Genomic DNA, 14,863 nt, shown 5'->3' with positions numbered 1-14,863 from the left:
TATTTGGACAATGCTTACTAAATAGTTTTGAGTAAGAGAGTTAGGAGTTATGAGTTATCAGTCCCAGCGTACCCGCCTCTTTCCTTCAACCTTGAACCTCTCCCTGGTCATCCTGAAAGGGGTCTTCGCCAATTCTTAGCTCTTTTTTTGAGCGTTTCAACTGTTTCCATAGATCCTTTATTTGTTCGTAAGCTGCACCTGGAGGCAGTTTTCCACCTGTTTCTAAGTTGCAAATATAACTTACTCGTTGGGCAAATTCCTGTAGATTCGCATTAAAAACCAAGTTTTCTGGCTTTACCTGACCGTAGTAGCGACCACGAGGGTAGAGAAAATCATCTTTGTTCACTATTTTTTTCTCCAAATTATTCAACTTCCCTTTCTGTTTAAACGTCTAAAGCTTAATCACTAGCTACCCTAATCTTTCTTTTGTCAGACTAGGGGAAATCAAATCATCCAACTCCTTTTCCAATTGGTGATGCAGAAATTGGTTGATTCAGATTTTGAGACTAGAGGATAAAGCTTGAAATACTTTTACCGTAAATGTTACAAAAAAAATTCCCTGTTAAAATGACTAGTAGAGTATATTTTACTTCCCTCCTAGTTATCAATTTATCTCATCTTAATTTATAAAGTTCAGATTGTAATTAACTACAGTTGAAACCCTGACTTACAACCTATTAAAAAATACCAGTATTTTTTAATTAATCTTTATTTGCAAAAATAGTTACTGATTTATTAAGTGAAACTACTTAAATAAGCTTACTATGGACTAAAGCTAATTGTCGTCTGTTAAAAGTTAGAGATTCCGTTCTGAATGTTTGGCAACTGGCTAAGGAAGGTATTGGGCAAAACAGTTCTGAGTCCCGAGTTATGAATGAAGAAGTGAGATTCCCCACTCAGTACTCGGCACTCAATAATCACCAATGACTAATAGTCAAGAACTAAAGATAAAATGGTGAAGCCCGAAACGATAAAAATCGTCCATCGCCTAGAACTTTACCTGCCACCATGTCTGTTAATTCCAAGTTATACGAAGGCAAAGCGAAAATTCTCTATACAACGGACGATCCCGAAGTCTTGTTGGCTGATTTTAAGGATGACGCCACGGCGTTTAATGCCCAAAAGCGTGGCAGTATCGAAGGAAAAGGAAAAATTAATTGTAGCATTTCCAGCCAGCTTTTTAAACAGTTGGAGGCAAATGGTATAAAGACTCACTTTATCAACAGCCCTGCCCCGAATCAGATGCTAGTGAGAGCAGTAAAGATTTTGCCCTTAGAAGTAGTTATCAGAAATATTGCTGCTGGGAGTCTGTGTCAGCAAACAGGGTTACCAGTGGGTACGATTCTGAAACAGCCTTTGGTAGAGTTTTATTACAAAAACGACCAATTAGGAGATCCTTTATTGACACGCGATCGCCTGTATCTGCTAGAACTAGCTACTGCGGAACAAGTAGACGCAATTACACATCTAGCATTGCACATCAACAAATTTCTCAATAACTTTTGGCAGCGGTGCGGCATTACTCTAGTAGACTTCAAACTAGAGTTTGGTTTGGACTCACAACAGCAGTTGCTCTTGGCCGATGAAATTAGCCCCGACACCTGCCGTTTGTGGAATACCGCAGAAAAGGACTCAAACCGTCGGGTAATGGACAAAGACCGCTTTCGCCGAGACTTAGGAAATGTAGAGGATGCTTACCAGGAGGTTTTACAAAGAGTGCTAAAAGCAGTAGAAACTACAAGTTAAACAGGTAAAAACCAAAAGGTAAGAAGAAATTATAAGAGAAGGCAGGAGACAGGAGGAAAAAAATTATGAATGAAAACTTTAGTCATGGGTCATTAGCCAGTTTAAAAAGAAGAATTGTCTCTCGCCTCAGGTGCTGCGAGATCCAAAGCGTCCAAGATCAATCCCACGTTTAAAAGCGTGGGCATTGATCTTGCCTCCTGAAATTTGACTTTTGCCTTTTGCCTTGTAAAGTAAAAAAGCAAAAGAAAAAATTATGTCTTGAGCTTTACCTTTGGCATGAGGGCATTATTGCCTTGTGATGGTGTGTGTGTGGTCGTGAAGAGGAATCATAAGTAAAATGCGTTTATCTCCCGTATTGCTGGCAGCAGTAGCAATTGCAGTCCCTTTGGGCGGTTCATTGAGTGCAAATGCAGAAACCGCCAACAGTTCAAAACAGACAACAGAAGTTTTGACACTAGAAAAAAATCAGCAGCCAGAAAAGGATACTGGTCAGGGTGACTCTAGTAAAAGTCTAGTATCTCGACCTAATCCCACAGGAGTTATAGAGGGGGAGAGTCTCCAATCCCGCATTGTCGCAATTTACCCTGCAAATCCAGCAGCCATCGCGACATCAAAGGTAATAGTACCAACCTCCACAACGCCAACAACTGCACAAACCGCTCAAATCATCAATCCCAACCCTACTCAACAGCCATCTCCCGCTCCAGACATTCCACCGCCAGAAATTCAACAACCAACGCCTTCTCCAACTCCTGAAACCACTCCAGTCCCAGAAAATGTCAATCCACCGACAACGGAACCTTTATTACCCATAACTCCACAACCATCAACCACTCCAGACATTCCCCCCCCAGCTAGTCAACAAAGAACACCTGCCCCAGGACCAGGCGCTACTCCCAGTCCGCAGAATATTAACCCGCCGACAACTCCGGGAAATACTCAACCCAACACAGCCCCAGGCGCTACTCCCAGTCCGCAGAATATTAACCCGCCGACAACTCCGGGAAATACTCAACCCAACACAGCCCCAGGCGCTACTCCCAGTCCGCAGAATATTAACCCGCCGACAACTCCGGGAAATACTCAACCCAATACAGCCCCAGAAGCCAATGACCCCCGCGTACTGGTATCGGAAGTAGTAATTAGATCACAGGCTGGGCAACTATCACCAGAATTAGAAGACCAAGTTTATAAAGTAATTCGTACTCAACCAGGACGAACGACAACCCGTAGCCAACTACAAGAAGATATTAACGCCATCTTTGGTACTGGCTTTTTCTCTAACGTCCAGGCAACGCCAGAAGATACCCCCTTGGGAGTGCGGGTGAGCTTTGTTGTGCAGCCTAACCCCGTCCTCAGTAAAGTAGAAGTGCAAGCCAATCCTGGCACTGGTGTTGCTTCTGTACTACCAGCTAATACTGTGGATGAAGTATTTCGCGAGCAGTATGGCAAAATCCTCAACTTGCGTGACTTACAAGAAGGTATCAAGCAGTTAAACAAGCGATATCAAGACCAAGGTTACGTGCTAGCCAACGTGATTGGAGCGCCCCAAGTCTCTGAAAACGGAGTTGTTACGTTGCAAATAGCAGAAGGGGTAGTAGAGAATATTAGAGTCCGGTTCCGTAATAAAGATGGTCAGGAGACAGACGAGAAAGGACAACCGATTCGGGGACGTACACAGGATTACATCATTACACGAGAATTGGAGTTGAAGCCAGGACAAGTATTCAATCGCAACACAGTGCAAAAAGACCTACAGCGCGTGTATGGAGTCGGACTGTTTGAGGATGTGAATGTGTCCCTTGACCCTGGTAGTGACCCCAGCAAGGTGGATGTAGTAGTGAATGTAGCTGAACGCAGCAGCGGTTCTATTGCAGCTGGGGCAGGGATTAGTTCTGCTAGCGGACTTTTTGGAACAGTAAGCTATCAACAGCAAAATCTGAACGGTAGAAACCAAAAGCTGGGGGCAGAAGTACAGGTGGGAGAACGGGAACTGCTGTTTGACCTGCGGTTCACAGACCCCTGGATCGCGGGAGATCCCTACCGGACTTCTTACACAACAAATATTTTTCGCCGCAGTTCCATTTCATTGATTTTTGATGGCAAAGATGAAGATATTAGGACGTTTGACCCAGATAATCCCACTAATACAGGTTCTCAGGATCGCCCCCGCATTCTCCGTATAGGTGGTGGTGTCACCTTTACCCGTCCCCTGTCCTCCAATCCTTACAAAACTTCCGTCTGGACTGCCTCAGCAGGTTTACAGTATCAACGAGTTTCTGCCCGTGATGCTGATGGCAATCTCAGAAAAACAGGAGCAGTATTTGATGATAATGGAAACCGCATCAGTGATGAAATTCCACTGACTTTATCTAGCGGCGGTCAAGACGATTTACTACTGCTGCAACTGGGGGCACAGCGCGATCTCCGTAATAACCCTCTGCAACCCACTAGCGGTTCTTATCTCCGCTTCGGGGTTGATCAGTCGGTTCCTATCGGACTAGGCAACATTTTCCTCACCAGATTCCGGGGTAGCTACAGCCAATATTTACCCATCAAACTGATTAGCCTCAGCAAAGGGGCACAAACCTTAGCATTTAACCTGCAAGCAGGAACCATCTTCGGTGACTTGCCTCCCTACGAAGCTTTTACCCTTGGCGGTAGCAACTCCGTCCGGGGTTATGAAGAAGGAGCATTAGCTAGTGGACGCTCTTATGTGCAAGCATCAGTTGAGTATCGGTTCCCAGTTTTTTCAGTAGTCAGCGGCGCACTATTTTTTGATGTCGGCAGTGACCTGGGAACTAGTACTAGGGCAGCTGAAGTGTTGAACAAAAATGGTAGTGGCTTCGGCTATGGTCTTGGCGTTCGCGTCCAGTCTCCACTGGGGCCTATTCGGATTGACTATGGTATCAACGATGACGGTGATAGCCGAATTAATTTCGGTATTGGCGAAAGGTTTTAACCAGTTAGGAGTTAGAAGTTAGAAGTTAGGAGTTATGAGTTTTAATTCCTCACTCCTCACTCTTAACTCATAACTTTTTTGGATTAGCTTGCTAATTTTCACATTTACCTCAATACTGTTCCGATAAAGGGATTAATCACATTTTTTGGGGAATATCAGGGATTTTACCAAAACAGACGATGAACAATACTAAAAGAAATATATTGACTTTTCGGCTATGCAACAGCACACTCTAGCCGCCCAAATCATCCAAACAGGGGTGGGACTGCATAGCGGTGTGAGTACCCAGGTGCGGATACTACCAGCTGAGGCAGGAAGTGGACGCTATTTTGTGCGGGTGGATTTACCAGATTTGCCGATCATTCCAGCCCAAGTTGCGGCAGTTAGTCACACTGTTCTCTCAACTCAGTTGGGCAAGGGTGAGGTATCTGTTCGCACGGTAGAGCATTTATTGGCAGCGCTTTTGGGTATGGGTGTGGATAATGCCCGGATTGAAATTGATGGCCCAGAAGTTCCACTTTTAGATGGTTCAGCAAGTGTGTGGACAGCCAACATTACCCAAGTTGGCTTAGTATCACAACCCGTCAACAACCAAGCTGCTTTGTCTGTTACAGAACCAATATGGGTCTATCAAGGGGATGCCTTTGTATGTGCCCTCCCAGCACCAGAAACCCGCTTTAGTTACGGTATTGATTTTGACCTGCCCGCCATTGGTAATCAATGGCATAGTTGGTCACTAAATGCTGAACTTGAAAAAGCTTCTGCTAGCTTTGCTGCGGAAATTGCTCCTGCCCGTACTTTTGGGTTACTGCATCAAATTGAACATTTACAAAAAACAGGGTTAATTAAAGGTGGTAGTTTGGATAATGCACTTGTTTGTGGATCAGAAGGCTGGCTAAATCCACCATTAAGATTTGCAAATGAGCCAGTCCGTCATAAAATCTTGGATTTAGTAGGAGATTTAAGTTTACTAGGAACTTTTCCTAGTGCTCATTTCTTAGCGTATAAAGCCAGTCATAATTTACACATTCAACTGGCTCAAAGAATTTTAGATTTGGGACTTCGGCTTCGCTCAGTCGAACGATTTTAGATTTTAGATCAAAACTAAAGCCTAAAATCTAGGATTATTAAGCTTTGGATATACGCCTGCCTAATCAACTTTCAGATGAAAAATCAACTACACGGCCAATGTCAATCCTCACCGAAGTGAATACCATCGATACAACTACATCTACCGAACCACAGGCTATAAATGAGACTACAATCAGTTCTGAGATTAAAACAAGTTTTACATCTGAAGAAATTCAGAAATTGCTACCCCACCGCTACCCATTTTTACTTGTAGACAAAATAATTGACTACGTTCCAGGTAAAAAAGCTGTTGGGGTTAAAAATATCACTATCAATGAACCCCATTTTCAAGGACATTTCCCTGGACGTCCACTGATGCCAGGGGTGCTAATTGTCGAAGCAATGGCACAAGTCGGGGGCATTGTCCTGACTCAAATGTCTCCGGAAGAAGACGGACTGTTCGTCTTCGCTGGTATCGATAAAGTCCGCTTTCGCCGCCAGGTCGTACCGGGGGATCAACTAGTAATGACGTTGGAACTGTTATGGGTAAAACAACGTCGTTTCGGTAAGATGCAAGGTCGTGCCGAAGTTGACGGTCAACTTGCTTGTGAAGGGGAATTAATGTTTTCTCTAATTAACTAAAAGTTTGCTTTCGTGGTATAGGCATAGCCGTGAAGTGCCCTTACTGAATCCTAAAAAGGATAACAGTTAAAAAATCCACAACAGCATCTGATAATTTCTTGATTTTCAACGCCCTCTCTACGAGACGCACTCACAAACACACTTAACTTGCTTTGCCCGACACTTTCGTTCACTGAAATACTTCACGCTCTACCAGTCACCTCGATGGGACGACAGTAGGTACAACTCTCTTAACCAGAGTAACACACTGCCTGAGAAACCCCGTCTGGCGCTGGCTTATCAAGACAGTTCTGGAGATTCACCCTTGAAAACGCTAATTCATCCAACTGCTGTAATTCATCCTAAATCGGAACTCCACCATACAGTGCAAGTCGGTGCCTATGCTGTGATTGGAGCGCATGTCAAAGTGGGCCCTGAAACAATAATCGGCGCTCATGCTGTGCTAGAAGGGCCTTGTGAAATTGGGGCGCAAAATCAGATTTTTACAGGTGCAGCCATCGGCATGGAACCCCAGGATCTCAAGTTTGTGGGAGAACCAACCTGGGTCAAAATTGGTGATAACAACTTAATTCGTGAGTACGTTACTATTAACCGTGCTACTGGTGCCGGTGAAGCGACGGTAATAGGTGATGGGAACCTGCTGATGGCTTATGCCCATGTGGCTCATAACTGCGTGATTGAAGACCAGGTAGTGATTGCTAACTCTGTGGCGTTGGCAGGTCATGTCCATATAGAGTCACGCGCTAGGCTGAGTGGAGTTTTAGGTGTCCATCAATTTGTACATATTGGTAGACAGGCAATGGTAGGAGGCATGGCACGGATTGACCGGGATGTGGCCCCATATATGCTAGTTGAGGGAAATCCGGCGCGGGTACGAACTCTCAACCTTGTCGGACTTAAACGCTCTGGTATGGACTCAGCAGATTTGCAAATGCTGAAAAAAGCCTTCCGTATTCTCTACCGTTCTGATTTGTCCTTTAAGGATGCCTTGGAACAATTGGAACTGTTAGGGGATAGCGAAGAATTGCAGCATCTGCGCCGCTTCCTGCTACTTTCTCAGATGCCAGGAAGGCGTGGCTTGATTCCCGGTAAGGGGAAAAAAGGCGTGAGCGATGAATCGTGAATTATAAGTTAGGAGTTATGAGTTGATGAATTAAATTTTTAACTCCTAACTCCTAACTATTCACTCCTCACTTTTAAGTTTTTACTAATTACCAATTATCAAATGCGGATATTTATCAGCACTGGCGAAGTATCTGGCGATTTACAAGGGTCACTGCTAATTACAGCGCTGAAGCGTCAAGCTGTGGCGATTGGGTTGGAATTAGAGATTGTGGCCCTGGGTGGCGAAAAAATGGTAGAGGCTGGGGCAACTCTACTGGGAAATACCAGTAGTATTGGCTCAATGGGTATTCAAGAAGGGCTGCCTTATATTTTACCGACTCTCCAAGTGCAACGTAAGGCGATCGCTTCCCTAAAGCAAAATCCACCTGACTTGATGGTGCTGATCGATTACATGAGTCCGAATATAAAAATTGGGACTTACATGAAACAGCATCTGCCAGATGTGCCTGTGATATATTACATCGCTCCCCAAGAGTGGGCTTGGTCAGTCAATTTCCGTAGGACTAACAGGATTGTTGGTTTTACAGACAAGCTGTTGGCAATCTTCCCACAAGAAGCTTGTTACTTTCGCGAACAAGGGGCAAAAGTTATTTGGGTAGGGCATCCTTTGGTTGACGGAATGCAAGACGCTCCCAGTCGCCAAGCAGCTCGTGCAACATTGGGGATTGCACCAGAACAAATTGCGATCGCACTCCTCCCCGCCTCTCGTTACCAAGAACTAAAATATCTTTTACCAATTATTTTTCAAGCTGCCCAAACTATTCAAGCTAAATTACCTGAAGTTCATTTTTGGATTCCCCTATCTCTGGAAGTCTATAGACAGCCCATTCAGGAGGCTGTTGAGCGTTATGGTTTGCAGGCTACAGTTGTATTGGGTCAACAAAAAGAAGTTTTTGCGGCGGCTGATTTAGCTATTAGTAAATCTGGTACGGTCAACTTGGAACTGGCTCTGTTAAATGTGCCGCAAGTTGTAGTTTACCGCCTCAGTTCCCTAACTGCTTGGATAGCTCGTAACATTCTCAAAGGTTCCATAACCTTCGCATCACCACCCAATTTAGTAGTGATGAAGCCGATTGTGCCAGAATTTTTACAAGAGCAAGCCACACCAGAGAATATTATCCAAGCAGCGATGGAACTGCTACTCAATCCCCGTCGCAGACAGCAAACTTTGCTAGATTATGAAAAAATGCGGCAAAGTTTAGGAGAAGTTGGGGTGTGCGATCGCGCTGCTCAAGAAATTTTGCAAATGCTATCGGAAACTGGGGACTAGGGAATGGGGACTGGGAAAATTTTGTATATTTAAAACGTGATACCCAATCCCTTTAGAGGTGTCATGGCTGATGAGATGAGAAAACAACGAGCGATCGCAGTTGACTTATTCGCCGGTGCAGGCGGTATGACTCTTGGCTTTGAACAAGCTGGCTTTGATGTGCTGGCGTCTGTGGAAATCGACCCGATCCACTGTGCAACACATGAGTTTAACTTCCCTTATTGCTCAGTATTATGTAAAAGTGTTGAACAGACAACCGGCAAAGAAATTAGGAATCGGTCTGAGATTGGCGATCGCGAAATTGATGTGGTAATTTGTGGCTCACCGTGTCAAGGATTTTCCCTAATTGGAAAACGGGTTGTTGATGACCCGCGAAACTCTTTGGTATTTCACTTTCATCGACTGGTTTTTGAGCTAAAACCGAAATTTTTTGTGATGGAAAATGTCCGGGGGATCACAGTTGGTGAACATAAACAAATCCTCCAAACCTTAATTAGCGAGTTTAAAATTTACGGCTATAAAGTAGAAGAAAATTACCAAATTCTCAACGCTGCAAATTACGGAGTACCGCAGTCCCGTGAGAGATTATTTCTCATAGGTGCAAGGGAGGATGTAGAGTTACCGAAATACCCTCAGCCGATTACTAAACAACCATTACAAAATAATTTAAATTCTCAAAAAACATCTGACATCCCATTCAGTCCTACAGTCTGGGATGCAATTGGAGATTTACCTGAAATAGAAAAATATCCTGAGTTACTAACGAGAAATTGGGTAACAGCAGAATACGGAAAGCCTAGTAACTACGCTTGTGTACTTCGTGGTATCAAATGCCTAGACGATGATTATTCTTACAAACGTGAATATGATTTGCGAATACTTTCTTCAAGTTTAAGAACAAAACATTCGGCAGAAACTATTCAACGTTTTCAGGAGACTCAACAAGGCGAGAGAGAAAAAATTAGTCGTTTTTATAAGCTGCATCCTGCTGGTGTCTGCAATACTTTAAGAGCCGGAACAGACAAGTATAGGGGTTCTTTCACATCTCCTAGACCGATTCATCCATTTACGCCCCGTTGTATCACAGTCAGAGAAGCAGCAAGATTACATTCTTACCCCGATTGGTTTAGATTTCATGTAACTAAATGGCACGGATTTAGACAAGTCGGTAACTCTGTACCACCCCTACTAGCAAAGGCTGTGGCGGCAGAAATTATTCGCAGTTTGAATATTTCGCCTTTTAAACCGAGTTTGGGATACAAGTTGCCAGAGGAAAAGCTACTACGATTTAATATATCCCAAGCGACACAACATTATCAGTCCCGCTGATAAGAATACACTCTGTAATATGTGCAAGGTTGGGCTAAGTCCAGGCACGGAAGAATGTACTATCTTCCCAGATATTAGCAGTCCGTTGAGCGATCGCTGTTAATTCTTCCTTCTTAAGAGGCACAAAAGCCCGTGCTATCTTGACATTATTCTCTAATTGTGCGACAGTCTCTGCCGCAATTACACAACAATGAACCCCAGGCTGAGACATTGTGTAACCGAAAGCTTGCTGCATACCTGTCAACCCACCTGATTTAAACAGCCGACCATAAGCCGGGACTTTCATCGCAATCACACCGACATTTTTTTCTTGAGCAACTGGTAGAACAACCGGGATGAATGGATGTGGGTGGTGTTTATCGGCGGCATTCACAGGAATTAGTGTAGTGTGGAAAGGATAGCGACGTAACCCTTCGGCAATCACCTCAGGGTCGTGATGTCCGGTGATACCAGCAAAGCGCACCAATTTTTGTTGTCTAGCTTCTTCTAAAGCTTTAATTGCACCAGATGGACTAAAGATAGTGTCGAGTTCTTCGGAAAAAGAAACATGATGCAACTGCCACAAATCGAGATAATCTGTATTGAGACGTTTAAGCGATCGCTCCAATTCTCGCCATGCACCATCCCGATCTCTTTTATCAGTCTTGCTTGCTAGAAACAGCTTTGAGCGATGGGGTGGTAGGACTTTACCTAAATAATCTTCACTCGGCCCATAACTAGGCGCTGTATCAAAGTAGCGAATGCCAAGTTCGAGCGCTCTTTGAATAATTGCCGCAGCATCACCCTCTTTTCCTTCCCAGGATAGCGGCGTTTGTCCTGCTCCTCCTAATCCGAAGATAGGCAGTTTTACTTCAGTGCGTCCCAGCAGCCGTTCTGGCATGGTTGCTGGCGGTGTTGCGGTGTTGCTAGTATTTTGTTGTAAAGCATTAGTTGCCACAATACCTCCTGTCACAGCAAGGCTGGTAATTAGGAAATTACGCCGCGTTTTTCCTTCTGTCATGATTGGCTTCGGGGGCGAAATTAGTTTTATTATATAATTCTAGCTAGCGAAAATTAATCTCAGAAAGCAAAATTACTGATAGATCAAGAACGCTCCGAAAGCGCTGATCATTACCACCAGGTTTGACAATCGCCTGTTGCCTGAATCCATTAAGCATGATAATTAATCCTTATTAGTACCGCAATATCGCATTTGATCAGGATAGGTGAGAATAAAAGCGATGTCTACGACGGGCTATGCCTACGCACTGCTTTTTCTAGTTTAGCTTTGAGGGGCGATCGCTTTCCTTATTACCAATGGAATTTTTCTCAGCGTAGTTGAGATTTTTCTGATATTCTCTAATTTTTTGTTGAGCTACTACATAATTTTGGCTGGAAAATGGCACAGTTTTCATAAGTGTGATTGCAGCTTGCCACTCACTCGTAACTATCTTCCAATCATCTGAAGATTTTGCTAATTGAGTAAGGTTAGCTGCATTAATTGCTTTCCTTACTGCTTCTCGGAATGTATCAGTTTTCAGTAACACAGTCGGCGATTCTGAAGTCACTGGTGAGGGTACAACTAATACAGACCTTGATGGGATTTGTGTTGGAATTTTAGAGGTTAGGGGAAGTATTTCTACGGATTTTGAATAAAAGTATATTCCTACAGCAATTGAAAATATCAAAAATATAAACAGCCAATTTTTATTTAAATTCTGATATTTATGTTGAGTCTTGATGATTGTAGTTTTTTTATCATTTAATAAAATATTTGATTTCATTTTATGTACACCCATTTCGCCGCGCAATCTATTGAGTTTTTTATCTGCCTTTAAATCAGTGTTGGATTTACTTATATCTGTTTTTTTATTCTCAGAATAAGCAGATATAATTCGGTGTTTTACCAAATATTCAATTTGATAAGTTAGTGCCCCACTAGAAATATAGAACAGTACCAATATTAATATTAAATTATTATTAACATTTTGCATTTTTGTGTAGTATTCAATTGGTCTGGCGTAACTAGGATTAAATAATGATAGGAGTATTATAGAAAAAAAAGCTGTTATCAGTGTAGAAATTGCAATTACAAGCCAAGCATATAATCCTTCCCACCAACTCATTATTCCTGGTAATAATCCTTGTGTTCTACCTATTTCGGGTGCCTGAATTTCTGGTATAAACCGACCAATGAGTAAGTGTAGGCAGTGATGAGTAAAAGAAATTATAGGAATTGGAGATAGGAGTAACAATATTGTAAATATAAAAAATAATTCTGGACTGTTTACAAAATAGGCGATACGGTAGCCGAACTTTCCAGTATTATTGACTACAAATATAATAACTCTCAAAAATAGAGTCAAAATCAATGCTTTCAACCAAGAACTAGGATAAGGAAACCATAAAGGCCAGTAAAATTTTTGTAGCTTTTGCTTAGTAACTTCTTGAAAATTTGGCTGTGTCATAACCAATAAATGTGAAAAACTGATAAATTATCGTCTATTTTAGGATTCCCCATTTACAGGCAAAACCAACATTTTCAAAATCTTTAGAGCCATATATTTAAAATTTACCTTCTTATACTTATTGTAAAAACCCTGGTTTTAGACTCTTTTTCTGCACCTCTGCATGAGATAAATTAAGTACTACCGTTCCTTTGTAATCACAGAACTACCATTACTAATACTTACTTTTTGAATAAAAATGTCAGTACAATCTGATAAAATATCAGTGCTTATTTGATTAGCAATAAATTCAAAATCTTGGTTTGTTAATCCTTGTGCAGTATCACCACTCAAGTTAATACAAATAGTTAGGTTTTGAGGGTTACTAGAAGACTGTTGATCATCTCCTACTTCTATTTCAGCTTCTACTATGCCCAAATAAAACTCTTGACTCCAACTTGGAAACTCCTTACCCGTTTGTTGTCCGTAAACTTTCACTCTTTCAACAGATGCAGCCCCTAAACCAGTTAAACCTTTGCGAATAAATGCAACTAAGGTTTGCTGATTTGGTACTTCGGCAGATTCTAGTATTACCTCTAAGCAAGCATCTTTGAGGGCAACTTTTGCAGTGATCCCTTTGGGGTGTAGATGGCGGTTCATCAGAGATGCGATCGCCTGGGTATCTCCCTGTTTTGCAAGTTTTAGAATATTCGGCTGTGTCATAACCACTAAAAGAGAAAATCTAAGAAAATAAACTTATCTTCTCAGGATTCCCTCTTGACAGCTGGAAGTAACATTATGATCCAATATATCGGCTAATCTGGGCTAAAATATATAGTATAAAGATAGTCTTTCACAGACTTTTGTAATAAAGATATTTTTCCTGTATCAACATCAAAAACTATTGTTTTTATACTTGCCAAATTAACAGGATTAAGATTAATCAGTTTAATTCCACTTTTCAATATGAAGATTTATCAAGATCATGCTTGGCCCTCAACGCTGGAAGAAGCCATAGTTATCCAAGAAAAGCTGCGGGATCAAGTAATTACTGAGGATCAACTGCAAGAACCTATCCAGTACGTTGCTGGAGTGGATATGGGTTTTGAAGCTGATGGAACAATTAGTCGAGCAGCTGTCGCAGTCCTGAGTTTTCCTGATTTGCAAGTAATCGAGACAAGCCTAGCACACCGTCCTACGAGCTTTCCTTATATTCCGGGGTTCCTCTCATTTCGGGAAATTCCAGCCGTTCTTGATGCCCTGGAAAAGATTAAAACAATACCAGATATGATCCTGTGTGATGGTCAGGGAATTGCTCATCCCCGCAGATTAGGTATAGCTAGCCATCTAGGGTTACTTATAGATATGCCAACAATTGGTGTAGCCAAGTCGTTGTTGGTAGGCAAGTATGAGGAATTGGCCCAAACAAAAGGCAGCAGGCAACCACTGATATATAAGGGTGAAACGATTGGGGCAGTTTTGCGATCGCGCACCGGAGTAAAACCTCTGTACATCTCCAGTGGTCATCGAATTAGTTTACCAACAGCAATTGACTATGTATTACGCTGCACGCCAAAATATCGGCTGCCAGAAACTACACGCATTGCAGATAAATTAGCGTCGGCGAAATAAAGCTTGTTGAAGTTTTTTCTAAATACTTGCTTGCACGAACTCAATCATGTTAGGAATCGCACAGAAAGAAGTTGAAGTAGCTAAATACGAGTTACGAAGTTAGAACAATGAACGCACTGACTTTACAGTGGCACGATGCAGGTGAAGATAAAACTCAGAACATTTACGAACAACAGTCAAGTCAAAATCCTGGCAGTGTCCGCATCGGTCGCGACCCACTGCGGTGCGATATTGTTCTGAGTCACCCTACTGTCTCTGGTCTGCACGTTGAAATCTTTTTTCATCACCAGCAACAGGGCTTTTATATCAGGAATTTGCGATCGCAAAATCCCCCCATTGTCGATGGACGGCAATTAGTCCAAGGTGAAATGCCTTTAACTGAGGGCACTAGTATCTCTTTGGGACAAATAAAACTCAACGTTACTAGCATTTCCACGGGCAGCATTCCAGCAACAATTTTGCTCTCACCCTATCCACCAGTACACGGACATTACCACTATCCAGCCACACCCCCCGCACCACTGCCAGGAGTTTATGGTTTAGAATGCCCCAAATGTCATAAAGTTTCCCCAGGAGAGAATTTACAAATTGGCTGTCGTTGGTGTGGCACATCTTTGGCTGCGGCTGTGAGTGTGTTAGTAGAACCGAGTAGTTGAGAAG

The 14,863-nt window shown here is 42.6% G+C and carries 13 protein-coding genes; 9 read left to right on the top strand and 4 right to left on the bottom strand.

All coding sequences use genetic code 11. The features are described from left to right. Positions 1–85 precede the first annotated feature (85 nt). Positions 86–361, bottom strand: a complete 276-nt coding sequence (locus V7K40_RS21970) for a hypothetical protein (protein ID WP_298904448.1) — start codon at positions 359–361, stop codon at positions 86–88. Between the two features lie 647 nt (positions 362–1,008). Here V7K40_RS21970 and purC point away from each other — a divergent pair. From purC to V7K40_RS21935, 7 genes are all read left to right on the top strand, one after another. Beyond that, the gene (purC, locus tag V7K40_RS21965) at positions 1,009–1,746 is read left to right on the top strand and encodes a phosphoribosylaminoimidazolesuccinocarboxamide synthase (protein WP_334963392.1); all 738 of its coding nucleotides are present in this window, start codon (positions 1,009–1,011) and stop codon (positions 1,744–1,746) included. Between the two features lie 337 nt (positions 1,747–2,083). After that, positions 2,084–4,708, top strand: a complete 2,625-nt coding sequence (locus V7K40_RS21960) for a BamA/TamA family outer membrane protein (RefSeq protein ID WP_334963390.1) — start codon at positions 2,084–2,086, stop codon at positions 4,706–4,708. Positions 4,709–4,925: 217 nt separating this feature from the next. Next, entirely contained in the window at positions 4,926–5,798 is an 873-nt protein-coding gene (gene lpxC / locus V7K40_RS21955; protein WP_334963388.1) for a UDP-3-O-acyl-N-acetylglucosamine deacetylase, read from the top strand. Positions 5,799–5,896: 98 nt separating this feature from the next. Beyond that, a complete protein-coding gene (gene fabZ, locus V7K40_RS21950; protein WP_334963386.1) occupies positions 5,897–6,421 on the top strand; it encodes a 3-hydroxyacyl-ACP dehydratase FabZ in 525 nt (174 codons plus the stop codon). A 304-nt stretch (positions 6,422–6,725) separates the two neighbouring features. Then, positions 6,726–7,544: an acyl-ACP--UDP-N-acetylglucosamine O-acyltransferase gene (gene lpxA / locus V7K40_RS21945; protein ID WP_334963384.1), complete on the top strand. Its 819-nt coding sequence runs from the start codon at positions 6,726–6,728 to the stop codon at positions 7,542–7,544. A gap of 102 nt (positions 7,545–7,646) precedes the next feature. Further along, on the top strand, positions 7,647–8,816 hold the full coding sequence (gene lpxB, locus V7K40_RS21940) for a lipid-A-disaccharide synthase (RefSeq protein WP_334963382.1): 1,170 nt from the start codon (positions 7,647–7,649) through the stop codon (positions 8,814–8,816). A gap of 75 nt (positions 8,817–8,891) precedes the next feature. Beyond that, a complete protein-coding gene (locus V7K40_RS21935; RefSeq protein ID WP_334963380.1) occupies positions 8,892–10,145 on the top strand; it encodes a DNA cytosine methyltransferase in 1,254 nt (417 codons plus the stop codon). A 34-nt stretch (positions 10,146–10,179) separates the two neighbouring features. On the opposite strand, the gene V7K40_RS21930 is transcribed toward V7K40_RS21935, so the two are convergent. The 3 genes from V7K40_RS21930 to V7K40_RS21920 all read right to left on the bottom strand — a co-directional run bounded on the left by V7K40_RS21930 (position 10,180) and on the right by V7K40_RS21920 (position 13,294). Beyond that, complete coding sequence (locus tag V7K40_RS21930; RefSeq protein ID WP_334963377.1) at positions 10,180–11,145, bottom strand: aldo/keto reductase; 966 nt, start codon at positions 11,143–11,145, stop codon at positions 10,180–10,182. Between the two features lie 256 nt (positions 11,146–11,401). Beyond that, positions 11,402–12,592 carry a hypothetical protein gene (locus tag V7K40_RS21925; RefSeq protein ID WP_334963375.1) on the bottom strand — a complete coding sequence of 397 codons (1,191 nt, stop codon included), beginning with the start codon at positions 12,590–12,592 and terminating at the stop codon, positions 11,402–11,404. A gap of 180 nt (positions 12,593–12,772) precedes the next feature. Further along, the gene (locus V7K40_RS21920) at positions 12,773–13,294 is read right to left on the bottom strand and encodes a hypothetical protein (RefSeq protein ID WP_334963373.1); all 522 of its coding nucleotides are present in this window, start codon (positions 13,292–13,294) and stop codon (positions 12,773–12,775) included. A gap of 243 nt (positions 13,295–13,537) precedes the next feature. Between V7K40_RS21920 and nfi the strand changes: the two genes are divergently transcribed. Together nfi and V7K40_RS21910 are read left to right on the top strand one after the other, a co-directional pair. Beyond that, complete coding sequence (nfi, locus tag V7K40_RS21915) at positions 13,538–14,203, top strand: deoxyribonuclease V (RefSeq protein WP_334963370.1); 666 nt, start codon at positions 13,538–13,540, stop codon at positions 14,201–14,203. A gap of 107 nt (positions 14,204–14,310) precedes the next feature. Then, on the top strand, positions 14,311–14,859 hold the full coding sequence (locus tag V7K40_RS21910) for an FHA domain-containing protein (RefSeq protein ID WP_334963368.1): 549 nt from the start codon (positions 14,311–14,313) through the stop codon (positions 14,857–14,859). The last annotated feature ends 4 nt before the right edge of the window (positions 14,860–14,863 follow it).

This window comes from Nostoc sp. (assembly GCF_036917195.1).
GTDB lineage: Bacteria > Cyanobacteriota > Cyanobacteriia > Cyanobacteriales > Nostocaceae > Nostoc.
The sequence above is the reverse complement of the archived record's forward strand: the minus strand, read 5'-3'. Positions and strand labels throughout refer to the sequence as shown.

What these genes read in the sequence shown, in the direction of transcription:
- purC (WP_334963392.1), top strand. Translation starts at nt 1,009, where the DNA reads ATGTCTGTTAATTCCAAGTTATACGAAGGCAAAGCGAAAATTCTCTAT.
- V7K40_RS21960 (WP_334963390.1), top strand. Translation starts at nt 2,084, where the DNA reads ATGCGTTTATCTCCCGTATTGCTGGCAGCAGTAGCAATTGCAGTCCCT.
- lpxC (WP_334963388.1), top strand. Translation starts at nt 4,926, where the DNA reads ATGCAACAGCACACTCTAGCCGCCCAAATCATCCAAACAGGGGTGGGA.
- fabZ (WP_334963386.1), top strand. Translation starts at nt 5,897, where the DNA reads ATGTCAATCCTCACCGAAGTGAATACCATCGATACAACTACATCTACC.
- lpxB (WP_334963382.1), top strand. Translation starts at nt 7,647, where the DNA reads ATGCGGATATTTATCAGCACTGGCGAAGTATCTGGCGATTTACAAGGG.
- V7K40_RS21935 (WP_334963380.1), top strand. Translation starts at nt 8,892, where the DNA reads ATGAGAAAACAACGAGCGATCGCAGTTGACTTATTCGCCGGTGCAGGC.
- V7K40_RS21930 (WP_334963377.1), bottom strand. Translation starts at nt 11,145, where the DNA reads ATGACAGAAGGAAAAACGCGGCGTAATTTCCTAATTACCAGCCTTGCT.
- V7K40_RS21925 (WP_334963375.1), bottom strand. Translation starts at nt 12,592, where the DNA reads ATGACACAGCCAAATTTTCAAGAAGTTACTAAGCAAAAGCTACAAAAA.
- V7K40_RS21920 (WP_334963373.1), bottom strand. Translation starts at nt 13,294, where the DNA reads ATGACACAGCCGAATATTCTAAAACTTGCAAAACAGGGAGATACCCAG.
- nfi (WP_334963370.1), top strand. Translation starts at nt 13,538, where the DNA reads ATGAAGATTTATCAAGATCATGCTTGGCCCTCAACGCTGGAAGAAGCC.
- V7K40_RS21910 (WP_334963368.1), top strand. Translation starts at nt 14,311, where the DNA reads ATGAACGCACTGACTTTACAGTGGCACGATGCAGGTGAAGATAAAACT.